At 40.6% G+C, this 20,228-nt stretch carries 21 protein-coding genes, 2 tRNA genes and 2 pseudogenes; 12 read left to right on the forward strand and 13 right to left on the reverse strand.

The genetic code is table 11. The features are described 5' to 3' along the window. The first annotated feature begins 18 nt into the window (after positions 1 to 18). The 3 genes from C1A09_RS12540 to C1A09_RS12550 all read left to right on the forward strand — a co-directional run bounded on the left by C1A09_RS12540 (position 19) and on the right by C1A09_RS12550 (position 3,012). The gene (locus C1A09_RS12540; RefSeq protein ID WP_101544729.1) at positions 19 to 300 is read left to right on the forward strand and encodes a hypothetical protein; all 282 of its coding nucleotides are present in this window, start codon (positions 19 to 21) and stop codon (positions 298 to 300) included. A 15-nt stretch (positions 301 to 315) separates the two neighbouring features. Next, complete coding sequence (locus C1A09_RS12545; RefSeq protein WP_245875020.1) at positions 316 to 1,302, forward strand: DUF4091 domain-containing protein; 987 nt, start codon at positions 316 to 318, stop codon at positions 1,300 to 1,302. Between the two features lie 195 nt (positions 1,303 to 1,497). Beyond that, entirely contained in the window at positions 1,498 to 3,012 is a 1,515-nt protein-coding gene (locus C1A09_RS12550; RefSeq protein WP_101544731.1) for an NAD(P)H-hydrate dehydratase, read from the forward strand. Positions 3,013 to 3,045: 33 nt separating this feature from the next. On the opposite strand, the gene C1A09_RS12555 is transcribed toward C1A09_RS12550, so the two are convergent. Further along, positions 3,046 to 3,732, reverse strand: coding sequence for a DUF5715 family protein (locus C1A09_RS12555; protein ID WP_101544735.1), 687 nt, complete (start codon positions 3,730 to 3,732; stop codon positions 3,046 to 3,048). 227 nt (positions 3,733 to 3,959) lie between these two features. Here C1A09_RS12555 and truA point away from each other — a divergent pair, with 227 nt between their 5' ends. Genes truA through C1A09_RS12575 form a run of 4 tightly spaced genes read left to right on the forward strand, consistent with a single transcriptional unit; the run spans position 3,960 to position 6,820 of the window. Then, positions 3,960 to 4,742 carry a tRNA pseudouridine(38-40) synthase TruA gene (truA, locus tag C1A09_RS12560; RefSeq protein WP_101544834.1) on the forward strand — a complete coding sequence of 261 codons (783 nt, stop codon included), beginning with the start codon at positions 3,960 to 3,962 and terminating at the stop codon, positions 4,740 to 4,742. 8 nt (positions 4,743 to 4,750) lie between these two features. Then, positions 4,751 to 5,650, forward strand: a complete 900-nt coding sequence (locus tag C1A09_RS12565) for a DMT family transporter (RefSeq protein WP_101544737.1) — start codon at positions 4,751 to 4,753, stop codon at positions 5,648 to 5,650. 14 nt (positions 5,651 to 5,664) lie between these two features. Further along, entirely contained in the window at positions 5,665 to 6,135 is a 471-nt protein-coding gene (msrC, locus tag C1A09_RS12570; RefSeq protein ID WP_101544738.1) for a free L-methionine (R)-S-oxide reductase MsrC, read from the forward strand. Between the two features lie 37 nt (positions 6,136 to 6,172). Continuing rightward, positions 6,173 to 6,820 (forward strand): DUF3256 family protein, encoded by a 648-nt coding sequence (locus C1A09_RS12575; protein ID WP_180949225.1) that lies wholly within the window; start codon positions 6,173 to 6,175, stop codon positions 6,818 to 6,820. Positions 6,821 to 6,831: 11 nt separating this feature from the next. Here the strand turns inward: C1A09_RS12575 and C1A09_RS12580 are convergent, their stop codons facing one another. Next, complete coding sequence (locus C1A09_RS12580) at positions 6,832 to 7,716, reverse strand: YitT family protein (protein ID WP_101544740.1); 885 nt, start codon at positions 7,714 to 7,716, stop codon at positions 6,832 to 6,834. 166 nt (positions 7,717 to 7,882) lie between these two features. On the opposite strand from C1A09_RS12580, the gene C1A09_RS12585 reads away from it, so the two are divergent. The 3 genes and pseudogenes from C1A09_RS12585 to C1A09_RS12600 all read left to right on the forward strand — a co-directional run bounded on the left by C1A09_RS12585 (position 7,883) and on the right by C1A09_RS12600 (position 9,632). Then, positions 7,883 to 8,263: a hypothetical protein gene (locus C1A09_RS12585; RefSeq protein WP_245875022.1), complete on the forward strand. Its 381-nt coding sequence runs from the start codon at positions 7,883 to 7,885 to the stop codon at positions 8,261 to 8,263. 52 nt (positions 8,264 to 8,315) lie between these two features. Next, positions 8,316 to 8,656: pseudogene (locus C1A09_RS12590) on the forward strand (ISAon1 family transposase N-terminal region protein). 47 nt (positions 8,657 to 8,703) lie between these two features. Then, a pseudogene (locus C1A09_RS12600) lies at positions 8,704 to 9,632 on the forward strand (ISAon1 family transposase). 98 nt (positions 9,633 to 9,730) lie between these two features. On the opposite strand, the gene C1A09_RS12605 reads toward C1A09_RS12600, so the two are convergent. From C1A09_RS12605 to C1A09_RS12620, 4 genes are all read right to left on the reverse strand, one after another. Further along, positions 9,731 to 9,803 (reverse strand) — tRNA-Gly (locus C1A09_RS12605). A 9-nt stretch (positions 9,804 to 9,812) separates the two neighbouring features. Further along, positions 9,813 to 9,895, reverse strand: a tRNA-Tyr gene (locus C1A09_RS12610). Positions 9,896 to 9,969: 74 nt separating this feature from the next. Beyond that, on the reverse strand, positions 9,970 to 10,464 hold the full coding sequence (ribH, locus tag C1A09_RS12615; RefSeq protein ID WP_101544741.1) for a 6,7-dimethyl-8-ribityllumazine synthase: 495 nt from the start codon (positions 10,462 to 10,464) through the stop codon (positions 9,970 to 9,972). A gap of 136 nt (positions 10,465 to 10,600) precedes the next feature. Then, complete coding sequence (locus C1A09_RS12620) at positions 10,601 to 11,284, reverse strand: tetratricopeptide repeat protein (protein ID WP_101544742.1); 684 nt, start codon at positions 11,282 to 11,284, stop codon at positions 10,601 to 10,603. Positions 11,285 to 11,444: 160 nt separating this feature from the next. Here C1A09_RS12620 and recF point away from each other — a divergent pair, with 160 nt between their 5' ends. Continuing rightward, a complete protein-coding gene (recF, locus tag C1A09_RS12625) occupies positions 11,445 to 12,575 on the forward strand; it encodes a DNA replication/repair protein RecF (protein ID WP_101544743.1) in 1,131 nt (376 codons plus the stop codon). Further along, positions 12,572 to 12,862, forward strand: coding sequence for a DciA family protein (locus C1A09_RS12630; protein ID WP_101544745.1), 291 nt, complete (start codon positions 12,572 to 12,574; stop codon positions 12,860 to 12,862). Before recF ends, C1A09_RS12630 begins: the two co-directional genes overlap by 4 nt. A gap of 40 nt (positions 12,863 to 12,902) precedes the next feature. Here C1A09_RS12630 and C1A09_RS12635 read toward each other — a convergent pair whose 3' ends face one another. From C1A09_RS12635 to gap, 7 genes are all read right to left on the reverse strand, one after another. Continuing rightward, entirely contained in the window at positions 12,903 to 13,691 is a 789-nt protein-coding gene (locus C1A09_RS12635) for a histidinol-phosphatase (protein WP_101544747.1), read from the reverse strand. Further along, a complete protein-coding gene (locus tag C1A09_RS12640; RefSeq protein ID WP_101544749.1) occupies positions 13,681 to 14,226 on the reverse strand; it encodes a 5-formyltetrahydrofolate cyclo-ligase in 546 nt (181 codons plus the stop codon). Before C1A09_RS12640 ends, C1A09_RS12635 begins: the two co-directional genes overlap by 11 nt. Beyond that, on the reverse strand, positions 14,138 to 15,883 hold the full coding sequence (locus C1A09_RS12645; RefSeq protein ID WP_101544751.1) for a S41 family peptidase: 1,746 nt from the start codon (positions 15,881 to 15,883) through the stop codon (positions 14,138 to 14,140). Before C1A09_RS12645 ends, C1A09_RS12640 begins: the two co-directional genes overlap by 89 nt. Positions 15,884 to 15,996: 113 nt before the next feature. Then, positions 15,997 to 16,434, reverse strand: a complete 438-nt coding sequence (locus C1A09_RS12650; RefSeq protein ID WP_101544754.1) for a dCMP deaminase family protein — start codon at positions 16,432 to 16,434, stop codon at positions 15,997 to 15,999. A gap of 24 nt (positions 16,435 to 16,458) precedes the next feature. Next, positions 16,459 to 16,977, reverse strand: a complete 519-nt coding sequence (locus C1A09_RS12655; protein ID WP_101544757.1) for a DUF4847 family protein — start codon at positions 16,975 to 16,977, stop codon at positions 16,459 to 16,461. Continuing rightward, positions 16,974 to 19,031 carry a M3 family metallopeptidase gene (locus C1A09_RS12660; protein WP_101544759.1) on the reverse strand — a complete coding sequence of 686 codons (2,058 nt, stop codon included), beginning with the start codon at positions 19,029 to 19,031 and terminating at the stop codon, positions 16,974 to 16,976. Before C1A09_RS12660 ends, C1A09_RS12655 begins: the two co-directional genes overlap by 4 nt. 95 nt (positions 19,032 to 19,126) lie before the next feature. After that, positions 19,127 to 20,137: a type I glyceraldehyde-3-phosphate dehydrogenase gene (gene gap, locus C1A09_RS12665; RefSeq protein WP_101544762.1), complete on the reverse strand. Its 1,011-nt coding sequence runs from the start codon at positions 20,135 to 20,137 to the stop codon at positions 19,127 to 19,129. Positions 20,138 to 20,228: the final 91 nt, after the last annotated feature.

The raw sequence follows: 20,228 nt of genomic DNA on the forward strand, positions 1-20,228 counted from the left end.
TACATTATATTATATACTATGAAGAAATTTTTTTATTCATTTTTTTGTATTCTTATTCTCCTGCTCGGTTTCGGGTTAGATAATGCAAATGCTCAAGAAGAATTGTCTGTCCCTCATTCTGAAGATGTAGCTTGGAATAGAATTCCTCAGAAATTGTATGCTACTTGGACTACAACGAACAATCAAGTAGATAAGTTTGGCTGTCCGTCTACTTCCGGCTTGGTAAAACGGTTGACGCTGACCGGTTGGCGAGGTGAGCGTTGCCGTGGCACGTATGGCGGAAGTCCCTTTATGGAGTAAAGAACATTTAATGACATGCGTCCGTTGATGGAGCGTTTGGCAAAGGCCGGACAGCGTGGCATTACGGTTTCTGTGACCCATAAACCCTGGAATGGGCAAACTTATGATTATTTTGAAAATATGATAACTGAAATCCGTCGGGTAGATGGTTCATGGATATACGATTTTACTTTGTTCGATCGTTGGATAGAATTTATGACATCTTGTGGGGTCGGTCCTTATATCTATTGTTATTCTGTCATTCCTTGGAATTTGACTTTCCGGTATTATGATCAGGGTACAAACTCCATGGTTGACCGTAAATTCAATGTGAATGATTCTGCTTTTGATGATTATTGGGTATCTAAATTAAGTGTATTTGCAGCGCACTTGAAGTCGAAAGGTTGGTTTGACCATACTGTTATCGCGATGGATGAGCGTCCAGCTGAAAGTATGAAAGCTGCTTTACGTGTGATACGAAAAGCTGATCCGGACTTCAAGATCTCCTTGGCAGGAACTTATCATGAGGAGTTGGATGATGAAATCTATGATTATTGTATTGGATATAACGATAAATATCCTGAAGGTGCGATAGATGCCCGTCGCGCTAAAGGTAAAATAACTACTTTCTATACTTGCTGTACGGAGCCTTTCCCTAATACCTTTACTTTCTCACAACCTGTCGAAGCGACTTCTTTTGCTTTGATTGCTGAAGAACGGAACTTAGACGGATATTTGCGTTGGGCATACAATAGTTGGGTAAAATCGCCTTTTCAGGATAGCCGTTTTACTGCTTGGGCGGGAGGTGATACTTACATCGTATATCCGGAGAATAATTCTTCGGTACGTTTTGAAAAGTTGATTGAAGGTATACAGATGTTTGAGAAAGTACAGTTGTTGAAAGCTGAGGACAAACATAGTCGGAATATACGTAACTTACTGCAACCGTTTGCTTATGATCGCATCAATAAAATTGATTTACAGAAAAATATCAATAGACTGAGTGAGTATTTAAATAAATAAGAATACTAAAAATGGTAGAGTGATAAGGTGATGATGGGACGCTGCTCTGACAGTACATCTGTATAGTTAGAAAAATAGTCGCATAGTCATGTTATTGCTCTATCACTTTAAAATTATCATTTACTTGTTTTTGCCCTGTATCTTTCTTCCTGGATTTTTTGTACCTTTGTTCGTGATTTAATTCAATGACTTGTAATGAAAAAGATTTTTCCTACTACCAGGATAAAAGGACTGGATACATACACTATAGAAAATGAACCGATTGCTTCTATCGATCTGATGGAGCGTGCTTCTCAGGCATTGGTAAGGAGTATTTCTGAACGCTGGAATTCGGATACTCCTTTTATGGTTTTTGCCGGACCGGGGAATAATGGTGGAGATGCATTGGCAGTGTCTCGTCTATTGGCTGAAAAAGGATATAAACTAGAAGTTTACCTGTTTAATACTAAAGGCTCTTTATCACCGGATTGTGAAATAAACAAGGAACGATTAGTGAATGTTGCGGGAGTAGATTTGCATGAAGTGACTTCTCAATTTGTACCTCCGATGTTGACTGAAGAGCATATTGTGATTGATGGTCTGTTTGGTAGTGGGTTGAATAAGGCTTTGAGTGGTGGTTTTGCTGCTGTGGTAAAATATATTAATGCTTCGTCTGCTAAAGTGATTTCTATTGATATTCCGTCTGGATTGATGGGAGAAGATAATACTTATAATGTACAAGCTAATATTATTCGTGCTGATTTGACTTTGAGCTTGCAATTACCGAAATTGTCGTTCCTTTTTGCTGAAAATGAAGCATATGTCGGTGAATGGGAATTATTGGATATCGGACTGAGTGAGGAGGGCATTAAAGATACGGAGACTGATTTCTATCTGTTGGAAAACGAAGATATGTCAGAACTATTGAAACCTCGTGATAAATTTGCGCACAAAGGGAACTTCGGTCGTGCTTTATTGATAGCAGGTTCACAGGGTATGGCGGGAGCTTCGGTACTTGCTGCTCGTGCCTGTTTGCGCTCTGGAGTAGGCTTGTTGACTGTACATGTACCTTTTTGCAATAATTTTATAGTACAGACTTCTGTGCCTGAGGCTATGACAGAACTAGATATCAGTGAAACTTGTTTCACTTTACCCACAGATACGGATGATTATCAGGCAGTAGGTATCGGTCCGGGTTTGGGAAGATTTATTGAAACCGAATCCGCTCTGTTTGAACAGATTGATTCTTGTCAAACCCCAATGGTAGTAGATGCTGATGCTTTAAATATTTTGGGAGAACGTCGTAGTTATATCGGACGTTTGCCTAAAGGTAGTATTCTGACACCACATCCCAAAGAGTTGGAGCGTTTGGTTGGTAAATGTCAAAATTCTTATGAGCGATTGATGAAAGCGCGTGAACTGGCAAAAACAGCTGGAGTACATATTATCTTGAAAGGTGCCTATTCTGCAGTAATTACCCCTGAAGGAAAATGTTATTTCAATCCAACAGGAAATCCGGGGATGGCAACGGGAGGTAGTGGTGATGTACTTACCGGAGTAACATTGGCTCTTTTGGCACAAGGCTATAAAACCGAAATAGCCGCCTTGTTGGCTACATACGTGCATGGATTGGCAGGAGATATTGCCTGTAAAAAGCAGGGAACAATAAGTATGACGGCAGGAGATATCGTTAGTTGTTTGCCGTTGGCATGGAGGATGTTGGAAGAGTAACGTCCCCCTACACCTTGTCACTTTATAGCTTTTTTATTTTCTTGTCGTAATATGGAAGCATCCTTGTTTCAGCTCATATTTGATGTAGCATTTGTCTGCTTTCTTCAGATCGCGTAAAACTTCAGATAAAACAAGCTTTAGAGTATCTGCACTTACATCTTGTAATGGGCGACCGTCTTCATCTTCTATTTTTTGAAAACGTTTCCAACTGACATCAAACGTAGTACCATAGGAATGAGCAGAGTTGGCTGATGCATTACCATTACGGCGACGTAGGCGCTTAACGTCATCTTGGGTGCGAAGGACAGAGGTCACGATGACCTTGTTCGGATTTAAACCTTTGGCAACTAATGAATCGAGAAAATTACTTCCAATGGTATCCAGTAAAGATGCTGCTCCGGGAATAAGAAAGGGAATAGAGTGGGTCAATGAATCGACTGCATACAGTTCATTTGTCGTGATATGTTTTAGCTTTTCTTTCATTTTCTCTGCTTCTTCGCGTGAGACGAGTGGACGGATACCGACAACTTTAGCTATATTCAGATGCTTTTCATTCAAATCTCCGAAAGAGCGTCTATAACTGATAACTCCATGGATATTATGTGGCTCGTTCAATTTGAGTGACATATCTTTTTTTTTACATCCGGTAAGAGTGGAAGTGAATACGATACCGGCTAATAATATGAAGGAAAGAATGCGGTGGTTATAATGTATCTTCATTTCTAATTTATGTAGATTAGTGTAATTTGTGGTGAAATCTCTTGCAAAGATAAACTAAACCCTTGAAACTATCAGAATAGATTACTGCTTTTTGCGTGGCTTTTCATACCTTTTTGTAAGATGGGTTGTACCTTAGCATAAAAAAACATCAAGCTTATTTTATTCTGCCTTTGGTTTACACTATCTTTGTACCGTTTTTATACTTCAAAAGAAATCAGAAAGAGAACGTGCAACGATATTTCATTTATTTGGCTTATGACGGTACAGCCTATCATGGCTGGCAAATTCAACCCAATGGGGTGAGTGTACAGGAATGTTTGCTGAAAGCACTTGCAACCTTATTACGTCGTGAAGTAGAAGTTGTAGGGGCTGGACGTACGGATGCCGGTGTACATGCTTCTCTGATGATAGCTCATTTTGATAGTGAAGTACCTTTGGATACCACTTTTATGGCCGATAAGCTGAATCGTCTTCTGCCTCCTGATATTTCTGTTTATCGTTTGCGGCCGGTAGTACCTGAAGCACATGCTCGTTTTGATGCTACATCGCGTATGTATAAGTACTACGTTACGACTTCCAAGATACCTTTTGACCGTCAATATCGTTGCCGCCTTTTTCAAGTTCCCGACTTTGAACGTATGAATGAAGCAGCGCAGACATTGTTTGATTACACCGACTTTACCAGTTTCAGCAAGCTGCATACGGATGTCAAAACCAATAATTGCAAGATAATGCATGCCGCCTGGACTCAGATTGACGAAGTCACCTGGGTATTTACCATCCGCGCCGACCGTTTTTTGCGTAATATGGTGCGGGCTATCGTAGGTACTCTGCTCGAAGTAGGTCGTGGTAAACTCACGGTTGAGGACTTTCGCCGTATCATTGAACAAAAAGACCGTTGCCGGGCCGGAACTTCTGTTCCCGGAAATGCGTTGTTTTTGGTAGATGTAACCTATCCTGAAGAAATATTTTTAATGAATAATGGACAATCATCAACTATCAATTATTAATTAATCAAATGTGGTTATTACTTGCTTTTCTCTCAGCGGCGTTGCTGGGGTTCTATGATGCCTTTAAGAAGCAGTCGCTCCGTGATAATGCTGTGCTTCCCGTTTTATTCCTGAACACAATATTTTCGAGTTTGGTATTTCTTCCGTTCATATTGATTTCTGCTTTTATGCCTTCGGTCTTAGGAGGTACGATGTTTGATGTTCCTGTTGTGGGATGGGAAGTACATAAATATATTGTTATTAAATCTTTTATCGTACTTTCTTCTTGGATATTCGGCTATTTTGGTATGAAACATTTACCACTTACTATTGTCGGCCCGATAAATGCAACACGTCCTGTAATGGTGTTAGTGGGTGCGATGCTGGTTTTCGGTGAAAGATTGAATTTATATCAATGGATTGGTGTGATGCTTGCCGTATTGTCTTTTTTTATGCTGAGTCGTTCCGGGAAGAAAGAAGGCATTGACTTCAAGCATAACAAATGGATCTTTTTTATTGTACTTGCCGCAATAACTGGAGCTGTCAGTGGACTATATGATAAATATCTGATGAAACAGTTCAATCCGATGTTGGTACAATCTTGGTATAATGTATATCAGGTGTTTATCATGTGCCCCATCATTCTTCTGTTATGGTATCCCAAACGGAAAGAGAGCACGTCATTCCGTTGGGACTGGACTATCATTTGTATATCTATTTTTCTTTGTGTGGCAGACTTTGCGTATTTCTATGCATTGAGTTATCAAGATTCTATGATTTCTATTATTTCTATGGTGCGTCGTGGTAGTGTAGTAGTATCTTTCCTTTTTGGTGCTCTTTTTTTCCGTGAAAAGAATTTAAAAAGTAAAGCCATCGACCTCATTTTGGTGTTGATTGGAATGTTCTTCCTATATTTGGGGAATAAATAAAATTTCATATTGTTATGGCAGAGGATTTCTACATCAGTCAGGGCACCAAAGAAGATAAATATCTTATTCTACTTCCTCAAATAAATGGCTTGCTTACTGGCGAAGAGGATTTAATAGCCAATTTGGCAAATGTGTCGGCTGCACTGAAAGAGACTTTCGGCTTTTTATGGGTGGGGTTTTATCTTGTGAAGGGAGAAGAGTTGGTTCTTGGTCCTTTTCAAGGACCGATAGCCTGCACGCGCATTCGTAAAGGGCGTGGAGTTTGTGGAACGGCGTGGGCGAAAGCTGAAACTTTGGTTGTATCTGATGTTGATGCGTTTCCTGGACACATAGCATGTAGCTCGCTGTCCCGGTCAGAAATTGTAGTTCCACTTGTTGGTCCGGATGGTGAGGTATGGGGTGTTCTTGATGTAGATAGTGAGAAATTGAATAGCTTCAACGAAACAGATGTGCGCTTTCTGGAGAAATTATGTACTTGGTTGTGAAATTTCAATTTGTAGTTGATAATATGTAATGAATGAAATAATGAAAAAGTCGATAATCTTTTTGTTTTTAACTACTATATGGATATGTTCTTTGCAGGCTCAACAGGCGAAGAGTTATTTTATCAATATGCCTGATTCTATGAGTCCACTGCTTACATCCGTCAATCGTGCAGATTGTATAGATTTTCTGGAGAGTAAAATGAAAGCGGAAGTAACCAATCGTTTTGGCGGCAAATCAGAGATGACGGAATTGACTCCCGATTATATCCATATGCAGATGACCCCTCAGAGTACCTGGCAGATGAAATTACTTGCTGTGAATGATAGTACAAAGATTATATGTACTGTTTCTACAGTTGGTGCTCCAGCTTGTGATAGTGATGTTCATTTCTATACTACTGATTGGAAAGAGTTACCTACCGGAGCTTATCTGCCCATACTTCCTGTGATGGATGACTTCATAATGGATGCCCCTGATACGGTAGATCTTTATGATTATCAGGATGCTCGGCGTCAGGCAGATATGTTGTTGATGAAAGCTGATCTTTCTGCAAAAGATATTACGTTGACTTTTACCTTTACAACTCCTGATTATATAGAAAAAACAGCGGCAGAAAAACTAAAACCATTTCTCCGCCGTCCTGTGATTTATGTTTGGAAAGAGGGAAAATTTATAGTCCCATAACCTTCACTCTATCACTTTACTTTAATTCTGTCAAATCCTTCTCCATATACTCCAATGACTGCACTCTGTGATACGAATGCATTGGGATCTATATCCTTTATCAATCGGAAAATGATAGTGGATTCCCGTTTCTTGGCGAGGATGAATAACATTTTTATTTCTTTTCCCGTATAAAAACCGGAGGCGTTGATTACAGTAGCGCCTCTATGAGGATATACTTGAATGTGTTTGGCAATTTCTTCGTACTTATCACTGATAATGAAAAACTGTACCGATTGGCGGGCACTGTTCACTACTTGGTCAAGCACAAAGCTGCAGATATACAGGGTGACGTATCCATATACTACTTTTTCCCAATCCTTCAGCACAAAGTAACTGGATGAGATAATTATCAGGTCGCAGATTAACATTACTCTGCCCAGTGTAATGTCGCGATACTTATTGATGATTGCTGCAATAATATCCGTTCCTCCAGTACTGCCGTTGTTGGAGAATGCGATTCCGATACCACTTCCACAGAAAGATGCACCGATGACACAAGCCATGAAAGGTTGGTCATGTAATAATTGTACGCCTGTGGTCAGTTTTTGGATGAGTGACAAAAAAAACGTCAGCGTAAATACGGCAAAGATTGTCTTGATGCTGAATTTCCACCCTAAAATTCGGATAGCAAGTAGTAACAACAAGAAGTTGATGGTGAAGTAGACGTATTGTACAGGTAGTCCTGTTGCGAAATAGACAATGGAAGCAATACCAGGTACACCGCCTGTAGTAATGTCATTAGGCAGTAAGAATACTGTCCATCCGATACCATACATAACCATGCCTACGGCAATCATTAAATAATCTCTCAGTTCACGAAATGTGTTCTGTCGAGAAGGGATTATTACATTCATTTGTAGTTTGTTATTAATCATTTAAAATCGGCTGCAAAGATAAGGTTTTTTTTATCAAGGTATTCTTTGCGAGGCGTTACTTTCTTTGTTTCTTACTTTTGAAAAAAATAACTACTTATGCAACCAAAGTATTTTTTCTTACGTCTAATAAATAAAAAATAGAAATATGAAACTGAATAAAATAATGAAATTGAATTATTCAATGGATGAAATCCGTATTAAAGTAGAGGAATATATAAAAAATGTGGGTCAGGTAGTTGGTCGTCCTGTGCTTATAACCTATTATGTGATGATTGCTGAAACTACTCCTAAAAGTGAACGGACAAATATAATGTTTGCCTTAATCGCTATAGTATTTCCTACCAGTATAGATGATGTCTTGGGGCAAATCTTTATGATGGGTAAGGGGATTGCAGCTGTCTATGCTTATAGGAAAGTAAAAAAGTATATTACTCCTCAGATAAAAGATAGGGTGGAGGCTAAGTTGGATGAGTGGTTTCATAATAACGTAACTGAATTGAAACCTGTTTATTGGATCAATGAATAAACCTGAGGGGTAAATTTATAAATTGTAATCTTTGTCTCCAAATTAATTGCTTATGGAGTTAAATGGTTATCACCTTCTTCTTCCTGAAGGAACTTTGGATTACTTTGATCTTGTTGATGTGAAGGAAAGCGTGAATGAAGTTTTCATATATCTTGAGGAGAGGAATCAGATCCCCGAGAAGTATGCTGTTCAAGAAACAGAAAGTAAAGGGTTTTATGAGCCTGTTGTTGTTCAAGACTTTCCTCTTCGTGGCAAGAAAGTCTTTTTGAACCTCCTTCGTCGTCGTTGGATTTTGAAGAGCAGCAATGGTATATTTCCCGCAACTGGCGTATGGTGGCTGAGGGTACTCGACTGACGCAAGACTTTGCGTCCTTTTTAAAAGAACTATATTGATAATTATCCGATCAGTTGCAAGCTATTGGGTACTTTATATGGCGTTGATGGGGATTTATTTGAACGTCAATACCGCCCATTTAAGTGATTACCTACACTGGGATCAGCTTTCTCACGCAGAGAACTGGCTCCTGTTTGAGAAGAACCTTGGTGCCTACGTCTGCATTGACAAAGTGGCTCTATCCCGTGGAGAATTCTATGCTGTGTTGATTAATAAAGAGGTTCACAGTGGTAAAGGCAGTATTATTGGTATCATTAAAGGTACGGATGTTTGCACGGTTAACTCTGTCCTGCTTAAACTTTCGCGTCGTCGCCGCTACCAGGTGCGTGAGATAACATTGGATATGCCTCCCAATATGGAACAGATTGCTCGGACTTGCTTCCCTGCTGCCAAACGGGTTACGGATCGTTCCATGCACAGAAATTAGTGTATGAAGCGGTTCAGGAGATACGTGTGAAAGCTCGCTGGGAGGATTTGGACGAAGAGTCCATACAGATAGCTTACGCAAAGGCCTGCGGAAAGATGTATCATGCGCCCGTTTTCGCTAATGGAGATACAAGAAAACAGTTACCGGCAAGGAGTATTTATCTGCTTTACAAAAAAGAATCGCTATGGACTCAGTCTCAAAGGATACGGGCCGAGATTCTATTTAAAGAATATCCCGATATAAAGAAAGGATATTATATGGCCATGCGGTTAGGATCAATCTATCATCAGTGTAAGTTTAAAGATATGGCTTTGACAAGGCTTGCAAGGTGGTATGATGAAGTAGACAAATCGGGGTTCCTCACCTTTGGAAGGGTAGCGCGCTCTATACAAACGCACTATCTGAATATAATAAACTTCTTTGAAAGAAGGGCTACCAATGCAGCAGCAGAATCATTTAATGCTAAAATCAAAGCGTTCAGAGCACAGTTCAGAGGAGTAAGAGATAAAGCATTTTTCTTGTACAGACTCGCTAAATTATATGCATAAAAACGAAATCCCTCAGATTCTTACGTTGATCCGGAAAATGATGTAACAGCGTAACAAAAATAAGAAATCCTGATAGTAATATCAGGATTTCTCTTAAGAGCGGAAGACGGGGCTCAAACCCGCGACCCTCAGCTTGGAAGGCTAATGCTCTATCAACTGAGCTACTTCCGCAGTTTTTTGTGGGCAAAGATGGATTCGAACCACCGAAGGCGTAAGCCAGCAGATTTACAGTCTGCCCCATTTGGCCACTCTGGTATTTGCCCTTTTGCTCTTAAGAATTTAAACCCAATTCTTTTATTAAGTAGGTTTGTTTCTCAATTGCGGTGCAAAGATACTACTATTTTTGTAAACTCCAAGCAAAATCTATCATTTTTATTGCAGTAATTGCACATTCATCACCTTTATTACCAAGTTTGCCACCTGCACGGTCTTCGGCTTGTTCCATTGTGTTGGTAGTAATTAAACCGTAAATTACTGGTACATCGCCACTTGCATTCAATTGGGTAATTCCTTGGGTTGCTCCCATGCAAACATAGTCAAAATGTGGGGTGTCTCCACGAACTACACAACCAATTGCAATAACGGCATCTACTTCGCTGTATTCGATAATTTGATTGGCGCCAAAAGTCAATTCGAAACTTCCAGGGACTGTTTTTATTAGGATATTCTCGTCTTTGGCTCCATGTTTTTTTAATGTATCAACGGCGCCTTTCAAAAGAGCACCGGTTATATTGTAGTTCCATTCGGAAACTACGATGCCGAATTTCATATCTTCAGCATTAGGAACGGAATTAAAATCATAATCCGAAAGGTTATGGTAAGCTGTTGCCATGATATTCTAAATTAAGAATTAAAAATTGAATGTGGAATAAAAAAGACACAAATTATACGGAATTCACGGTTTAGACATATCCGTGTTTATCCGTGTAATCTGTGTCTATAATATGGTGTGTATACTAAAATCTGAATTACTTCTTCAACAGTTTGGCTTGTTCGATGTACTTATCGATATCCATTGCCTGATAAGAACGGAAGTATTTATCCTTAATAGCAGTATATGCTTTGATAGCATCATCATATTTACCTTGTTTTACCAGGATTTCTCCGGCTTGTTTCAAGTAGATAGGACTAAGTGAATTATTATTTGCTTCATCAGCGGCTTTCAACAACATAGAAGCTGCTTTATCGAGCTGACCTAACTGAGCGTAGCAGTTACCCATAGCACCTTTCATGGCAGGAGCTACCATCTGATCGTCGCCACTGAAACTATCCAATGCTTTCACAGCTTCTTCATATTTACCGAGGTGAGCGTAACAGATCCCTGCGTATGCTTTTGCAAGATTAGCAGCATCCGTACCACTGTATTGATCTGCAATTTTGAGGAAACCTACATAACCGATACTATCACCATTCAAAGCTTCTGCGTATGCATCTGCTTCAAAATATTGTTGTCCCTGGAACAAAGCAGCTTGTGCTTTTTCTTCACGAGGTGCAGCATAAAGGTTTTTGTACATTACTATACCGGCTATGATAATAATTATAGCTAAAATTACACCGATGATAGTTTTTTTGTTCTTAATGAGAAATGCCTCAGATTGTGTGAGTGCGTCTTCCACGTTTAAGGCGTCGTTCTTCTTGTTCTGTTCTGCCATTTTTATATATTCTTTTTGTTATTATTCGTATATAGTTAATTCGACTCGCAAAAGTAAGTTTTTTATGGCTATCAAAGAAATTTAGCGGCATCTTTTTTTATTTTACATCCGAAAACCCCGAAATTCTTCCTATTTTTGCAAGCTAACATATCGTTGCTATATGATACTGAAACGTATATCCATACTCAATTATAAGAATTTGGAACAGGTAGAGCTTTCTTTTTCTCCTAAGCTGAATTGTTTTTTCGGACAGAACGGCATGGGGAAAACGAACCTGTTGGATACTGTTTACTTCCTTTCTTTCTGTAAAAGTGCAGGTAATCCTGTCGATTCGCAGAACATTAGGCATGAAGCTGATTTTTTCGTTATTCAGGGATTTTATGAAGCTGCTGATGGTACCCCTGAAGAAATTTATTGTGGAATGAAACGACGGCAGAAGAAACAGTTCAAACGGAATAAAAAAGAATATACCCGTTTGTCTGACCATATAGGTTTTATACCTTTGGTGATGGTGTCACCTGCTGATGCAGTATTGATAGCTGGAGGAAGTGATGAACGTCGTCGGTTTATGGATGTAGTGATTTCCCAGTATGATAAAGAGTATTTGGATGCATTGATACGATATAACAAAGCTTTGATGCAACGAAATATTTTGTTGAAGAGCGAAACGCCGGTAGAAGAAGAACTTTTTCTGGTGTGGGAAGAAATGATGGCACAGACGGGAGAAATTGTATTTCGTAAACGTGAGCAGTTTGTACGGGAGTTTATTCCCATTTTCCAGTCTTTTTATTCTTTTATATCTCAAGATAAAGAGAAAGTTGATTTGACCTACGATTCTCATGCGCGTAATGTTTCCTTGTTGGAGGTTTTGAAGGAAAGTCGTACACGCGATCAGATAATGGGATACTCGCTTCGTGGTGTACACAAGGACGAACTGAATATGCTACTTGGGGATTTTCCTATTAAGCGAGAAGGTTCACAAGGACAGAATAAAACTTATCTTGTGGCCTTGAAGTTGGCGCAGTTTGATTTCCTGAAGCGTACAGGAACTACCATACCATTACTGTTACTCGATGATATTTTTGATAAACTGGATGCTTCGCGAGTGGAGCAAATTATCAAGTTGGTGGCTGGTGATAACTTTGGTGAGATCTTTATAACAGATACAAACCGAGAACATTTGGATCGTATTTTGCATAAAGTGGGTAGTGATTATAAAATGTTTCGCGTAGAACAAGGTGTTGTGTCGGAAATGGATATCATTGCCGAGAATGAGGAGGTTGAAGAATGAAACGGAATGATGCGGAACAGATTGGTAAATTGATACGGACTTTTCTTCGTCAGGAAAGCCTGGAATCGCCTCTGAATGAACGGCGGCTCATCAATTCGTGGGGAGAAGTACTCGGTCCCACCATTGCTTCTTATACTCGGGAACTTTATATTAAGAACCAGATACTCTATGTACATCTGACATCTGCTGCTCTACGTCAGGAATTGATGATGGGGAGAGAACTGTTGGTACATAATTTAAATCGTCATGTGGGGGCACAGGTAATTACGAATATCATATTTAGGTAGAACGAATTGTTACTTCAATATTATGCTAGTAAATTATCATTTATCTTTTTTTCATCATTAACTTATCTGTCCTCTTAATTTTTAACGTCTCTAGTTCTTTTATGGCTCGGGCATAGTAAACAGGAATTTCCAAATCCAGATTACAATGCGCATCCATTCCGATGATGGCAGTACAGCCTTCATTAGCGGCAATATGCCAAAATTCCGGACAAGGATAAGTAGTTATTCCATGAGCTTCATTGTAAGCGACATATCCGATGTTATATTCCAGTGGTATATTGAGACGTGCGGCGGCACGGCAGATGTGACGGCTGACGGATGTACAATGATGGTCAAATCTGAGATACGAACGCATAAACAGATCTGGATGGGCGAGACAACAATATAAACCACTTTCCATACCTTCTATAGCACTTTCTTCATAGAGGTCGAGCATGTCTCGGTTGTTGGTATGATGTCCAAAATAAGGGAATTTTTCGTCTGTGTGATAATGATGATTACCGAAAATAATATAATCCAGTTGATATTTTTTGATTTGTTCTTTCAACCAGGGGATATAGTCAGGGAAATACTCACATTCAAGTCCTATCTTAATATCGATTTGTTCGTGGTATTTCTCACGAAGTACTTGTATACTGTTCACATAATCAGGTAATTCTTCGGGGAGCATTCTCATATCAGCTACATAGTGAGTACGATATTTCCACGGAGTATGGTCTGAAAAACCGAGAACCTGAAAGCCACCTTTAATGGCGCTACGGACATAATCTTCGTCACTTCCTGTGGCATGCATGCAGCGGGTGGTATGAGTGTGATAATTAGTTTTCATTGTAAGTTATGATTTCATCCATACGGATGTCGAACGATTCCGCAGGAACTTCTTCTACGATTTGAAATGGAAAACAAATACCGGCTTTGTAAGCCGAAGGAATATGGGGTAACAAACGATCATAATATCCTTTACCACGCCCCAACCGGTTACCTTTAGTGTCAAAAGCCACACCGGGGACTACGATAAGGTCAATCAAGGCATAGTTGGTAAATAATTCTCCCATGGGCTCCTTGATGCCAAACGCACCCTGAACAAGTTCTTCAGGAGTCGTATATTTACGTACTTCCAGCTCATTGCCTACTACTACCGGGAGTAATATCTGTTTTTTACTGCTCCATTTCCGGATAAATTCATGCGTATCCACTTCATCTTTCAATGAGTGGTAAAGCAACACAGTATGTGCTGTCCTGAAAGCCGGATGTGTTTCAAGGGCGGCAAGTATCTTAGCAGACTGTAACTGAAGCGTAACGGTAGAGTTGTGAAGGGTTCTCAACAGAGCTATACGCTTGCGCAGTTCTTTTTTTCTTTCCATCATCTTTCTTCTCTTCTTCCTGACTGGTTTGTTGCGGTGCTTTTGGGAAAGCATCGTTGTTTTCAAGAACCTCCAGTGCTTTTTTCACAGTAGCGTCACTTTCATTGGCATATCGGATATAAGATTCTTTTCCTAAAATATTATAGATAATATTACCATAAAGATTTCTTTCTAATAATTTATAAGAACGATGTATCAACAGATTACGCCTTTTGATGCCTTTGGAGTCAGCAAAACGTATGAACTGTTCCACGATACCCTGATGACGTAGATATTTCAATAAATCCTGCTCATTATCAAATTCACTCAGTTTAGCACGATTGTGGTCAGTATATTGGAAGCTGAATTGTATTAACAATCCCTTGTTGCTCACTTCTATCAGATAGGAAGATATACCGGTAGTATCTTGCGGAACGAATATATCCGGCATAATACCGCCTCCACCATAAACGGGGCGTCCCAAACCTGTGGAATAACGCAGGTTCTCATCAAGTTTGATACTATCTTTGGAGAAGAACTCACCATGCTCATAGCGAGTAAGCCAGTCCATTTCATATTTACTGTCCTTACCACTTTCATAGGGACGTTGTATACATCGTCCCGACGGAGTGTAATAACGTGCGATGGTCAGGCGGATGGCGGAACCATCACTGAAGTCGATAGGTTGTTGAACCAATCCCTTACCGAAAGAACGGCGTCCTACGATCGTTCCACGGTCATTATCCTGAATGGCACCGGCAAAGATTTCGCTGGCTGAAGCGGAGCCTTCATCCACCAATACCACGAGTGGCATTTTTTGGCAACTGCCTGTCCCGTTGGCATATTCTTCCATGCGAGGATATTTACGGCCGTGTGTATAAACTATCAGTTTGCCTTCGGGCAGGAATTCATTTACCATTCGGGTAGCGGCTTCCATATAACCACCGGTATTACCACGCAGGTCGATGATAAGTCCTTTACACTTTTGATGGCTCAATTGGGCAATCGCATTCAGTAGTTCGATGTGAGAAGTGCGGCCAAATTTACTGACCTGTATATAGCCGAAATCATCGTTAATCATATAAGCCGCATCAATCGTGTTCTGTGGGATGTCACCACGGGTGATGGTGAAGTCCAGTAACTCTTTCTCGGTGGCACGTTTCACACCCAGTTTGACTTGTGAACCTTTCGGACCTTTCAGGTTACGCATGGCCTTTTCATTCGTAAGTCCTATACCGGCGAACAGGCTATCATTCACCGTCACGATACGGTCACCTGCCATCAGTCCCACTTTTTCGGAAGGACCTCCCTGAACTACGCTGTTTACGTGTATGGTGTCCTCCTGTATGGTAAACTGGATGCCGATACCGCTAAAACTACCTTCTAGTTCAGAGTTCACTTCTTCCAGTTTCTGTGCCGGAATATAAGTGGAGTGGGGGTCAAGCTCTGCCAATATCTGTGGCATGGCTTTTTCAACCAAGTCTGTCATGTTGACACTATCCACATATTGGTCATCAACAACACGTAGCAAGGCATTCAGCTTGTTGGATGAACCATTGATGATCCCCAAACGGTTTCCTGCAAAATGTCTGGCATAAAACGTTCCGATAAGAATACCCGCCACTACGCTGATTGCAATGATAAGTGGGGTAAAGCGGGAAGAGTTTTTTGTACCCATGATATTTATTTACGATTTAACGATTTACGATTTGGCTTCGCTCAAAACATCTCTTATTATTTATTAATGTGTAGTTTCGATTGAAGTTATTATTAACCTACAATTATCAACTCTTAATTATCAACAGCAACAAACACGACCTCAATTCCTGCGCGCTTCAACAGTTCGATACCGTCTTCCAAACGGTATTTCTCTGAATAGACTACACGCTTGATACCTGCCTGGATGATAAGTTTGGCGCATTCTATGCAGGGAGAAGCAGTGACGTACATGGTAGCACCGTTACTGCTGTTATTAGAACGGGCTATCTTGGTGATGGCGTTGGCTTCGGCATGTAGCACGTAGGGCTTTGTTACATTGTTTTCATCTTCACATACGTTCTCAAACCCCGAAGGAGTACCATTATAACCGTCGGAGATAATCATTTTATCTTTGACAATTAATGCACCTACTTGGCGGCGTTTACAATATGAGTTTTCTGCCCAGATACTTGCCATGCGTACATAACGCTTGTCCAATGCTTCTTGTTTGATTTTTGTGGAGTCGTCCATGTCTTTATTATATCGTTTCTGTGTTTATTGAGCAGTAAATCCCATGACCTTGGTTGTATTCTCGTCTTTAAAGTAAAGGGTTAATGATTTAGAATCGCCTTCATATTTAAAAACCTTCAACAAGCCTGCCATGAATGCTTTGGCAAGTTTGTCAGTTTCAGCTCCGGTTACTTTTCCATTAAGAGTCAGTGAGCGTGTCTTCCCATCAACTTTCACGGAAGCGTCTTCAATGTTTGCCCTAATGCCATGCGCTTTTGCCGTACCGGTAATTTCTCCATTCACTTCGACTATGTCAAAACTTAAAGTGAAGTTTCCTTGTTGCTTGAGGGCTTCAAGGCTGTTTTCTTTTTCTTTGTCACTGCTCCACAAACCGTTGTAGAACTGTTCTTTACCATTTTCTGTTGTAAGCCGGGCTAGTTTCCAAGTTTTTCCATTGAAAATTTCAGCCACGTCGTCTTCATCGTTACAGGCACTGAACGTGAGGAGTACGGCAAGCATCAGCAGGCAACAGCCGATGGATTTCATGTGAATTATCTTTTTCATTTCTTTATTCCGTTTCTGATTAATAATGCGTCAATAGTCGGCTCTTGTCCGCGGAAGCGTTTGTAGAGCGTCATCGGATGCTCTGTACCTCCCTTGGAAAGAATATTTTTACGGAAAGACTCGGCCACTTCCTGATTGAAGATACCTTTTTGCTTGAATAGCGAGAAAGCGTCGGCATCCAACACTTCCGCCCATTTATAGCTATAATATCCGGCAGAATATCCTCCGGCAAATATATGTGAGAATTGGGTACTCATACAAGTCTCTTCCACTGTGGGAAGTATTTGCGCTTTATCCCATGCTTTCTTCTCGTATGCTCTCACGTCTCCTTCGAATGGAGTATTGCGAGTATACCATGCCATGTCGAGAAGGCTGAAACTGATTTGTCGTAGACAGGCGTATGCCACATTGAAGTTAGAAGAATCAACAATGCGTTGTACTAGTTCGTCTGGGATGAGTTCTCCTGTCAGATAGTGGCGGGCAAAGGTATGCAAGAATTCTTTCTCGATGGCAAAGTTTTCCATAAGTTGAGAAGGAAGTTCAACAAAATCCCAATATACATTGGTTCCGCTGAGACTGTGGTAAGTAGTATCCGCAAACATTTCGTGCAAGCTGTGCCCGAATTCGTGAAGAAAAGTCTCTACCTCGCCAAAAGTCAGCAAAGCCGGTTTGCTTTGTGTCGGCTTGGTGAAGTTCATAACGATGGAAACGTGGGGGCGGCTGTTCTTTCCCGTTTTTCCCTCTATCCATTGGCCTTTGTAACTTGTCATCCAAGCGCCCGACCGTTTACCGGCTCTGGGGTGGAAATCCGTATAGAGCACGGCAAGATATTTCCCGTCTTTGTCGAAAACCTCGTAAGCATCTACATCTTTGTGGTAGACAGGAATATCCGGGTTCTTTTTGAATGTGATGCCATACAGTTTGGTTGCCAAGCCAAACACGCCTTCCTTCACTTGGTTCAGTTCAAAGTAAGGGCGGAGCATTTCGTCATTGATGTTGAATTTTCGGTCTTTCAACTTATGGGAGTAGTATACCCAGTCCCAAGGCATCAGGATAAAATCTTCTCCTTGTTCCTGGCGCGCCAATATCTGTACCTCGGCATATTCTTTCCGAGCAGTCGGAGTATATGCATCCAGCAATTGGTTCAGCAGCTTGTAAACAGACTCGCTGTTTTTTGCCATACGTTCCACCAGATTATATTCGGCAAAATTATCGTAACCCAGTAACTGCGCAATCTCCAGGTGTATATTGGCTATCTTCTTCACGATTTCCAGATTATTGCAGGCATTGTCATGCGTACACTTCGTATTGTAAGCCATATACAACTCATGGCGCAAGTTCCGGTTGTCGGCATATGTCATGAAAGGTCCGTAGCTGGGGGCTTGCAAGGTAAACACCCATCCTTCGATACCCTTTTCCCGTGCCGTCTCGGCAGCGGCATCCATAGCGCTTTCAGGCAGACCGGATAATTGGGATTGTTCGGTTAAGACAAGTTCATAATCGTTCGTCTCTTTCAGATTGTTTTCGCTGAATTGTAGGGTCAGGAGGCTGAGTTCCTTACATAGCCCGCGATACTTCTCTTTGGCTTCTCCCTGTAAGTTCGCACCGTTTCTGACGAAACCATTGTAGGTGTCCTCCAGTAACTTGGCTTGTTCCGGATCGAGTTTTTCCTTATCTCTTTGCTCATAAACAGTCTTGATACGTTCAAATAATTTTTCGTTTAAACTGATGTTGTTTTCATGCTCGCTCATCAGCGGCATGATTTCTTTGGCAAGTTCTTGCAGCTCATCACTGGTCTCGGCGCTGAGCAGGTTACCGAAAACCGTATTGACGTGTTGGAGCAATTCTCCTGATTCTTCGTATGCCAATACGGTATTGGCAAAAGTCGGGGCGTCAGGGTTGCCAGTGATGGCGTTTATTTCGGCATTTTGTAGACGAATACCTTCCCGGATGGCAGGCTCGTAATGTTCGGTCTTAATTCGATCGAAAGGAACAGTTTCGTGTGGGGCTGTATATTTTTCAAAGAAAGGATTTGAGGTATGTATCTTATTCATATTATTAACTTAAAAGTATTCTAATTGCAAAAGTGCAAAAAAAATAGGCGACTTCGATAGAAGTCGCCTATTTTTTATTATTTTCTAACTGTATATTAGCAGTTAACTGATGCCATGTGAGCAATCAAGTCAAGAACCTTGTTAGAATAACCGATTTCGTTATCATACCAAGATACAACCTTAACGAAAGTATCAGTCAAAGCGATACCAGCTTTAGCGTCGAAGATAGAAGTACGAGTGTCACCCAAGAAGTCTGAAGAAACAACCGCATCTTCAGTATAACCTAAGATACCCTTTAATTCACCTTCAGAAGCTTCCTTCATGGCAGCACAGATTTCTGCATAAGTAGCAGGCTTAGCCAAGTTAACTGTCAAGTCAACAACTGAAACGTCCAAAGTTGGAACACGCATAGACATACCGGTCAATTTACCGTTCAATGAAGGGATAACTTTACCTACAGCCTTAGCAGCACCAGTAGAAGACGGGATAATGTTGCCAGAAGCAGCACGACCACCTCTCCAGTCTTTCATAGAAGGACCATCAACTGTTTTCTGAGTAGCAGTTGTAGAGTGAACAGTAGTCATCAAACCGTCAGTAATACCGAACTTGTCGTTCAATACTTTAGCGATAGGAGCCAAGCAGTTAGTAGTACAAGAAGCGTTAGATACGAATTGAGTACCCTTAACGTAAGTCTTCTCGTTAACACCACAAACGAACATCGGAGTGTCATCCTTAGAAGGAGCTGACATTACAACGTATTTAGCACCGGCTTCGATGTGAGCCTGAGCTTTTTCTTTAGTCAGGAACAAACCTGTAGATTCAACTACATATTCTGCACCAACTTCATTCCACTTCAAGTCAGCAGGATTTTTTTCTGCAGTAATACGGATAGCGTTACCGTTTACAACCAACTTGCTGTTTTCAACATCAGCTTCGATTGTTCCGTCAAACTGACCGTGCATTGTATCATACTTCAACATGTAAGCCAAGTAATCTACCGGACAAAGGTCGTTAATACCAACGATTTGAATATCGTTTCTTTTCTGAGCAGCGCGGAATACGAAACGTCCGATACGTCCGAATCCATTAATACCTACTTTAATCATTTTTGTTTAAACTTTTAAAGGTTTTGTAATATTTGTTTAAAATATCTCTCTTTTCAAGAAGCATTTGTTTCCAAATGCGGTGCAAAAGTAA

Source organism: Bacteroides cutis (assembly GCF_900241005.1).
Taxonomy (GTDB): Bacteria; Bacteroidota; Bacteroidia; order Bacteroidales; family Bacteroidaceae; genus Bacteroides; species Bacteroides cutis.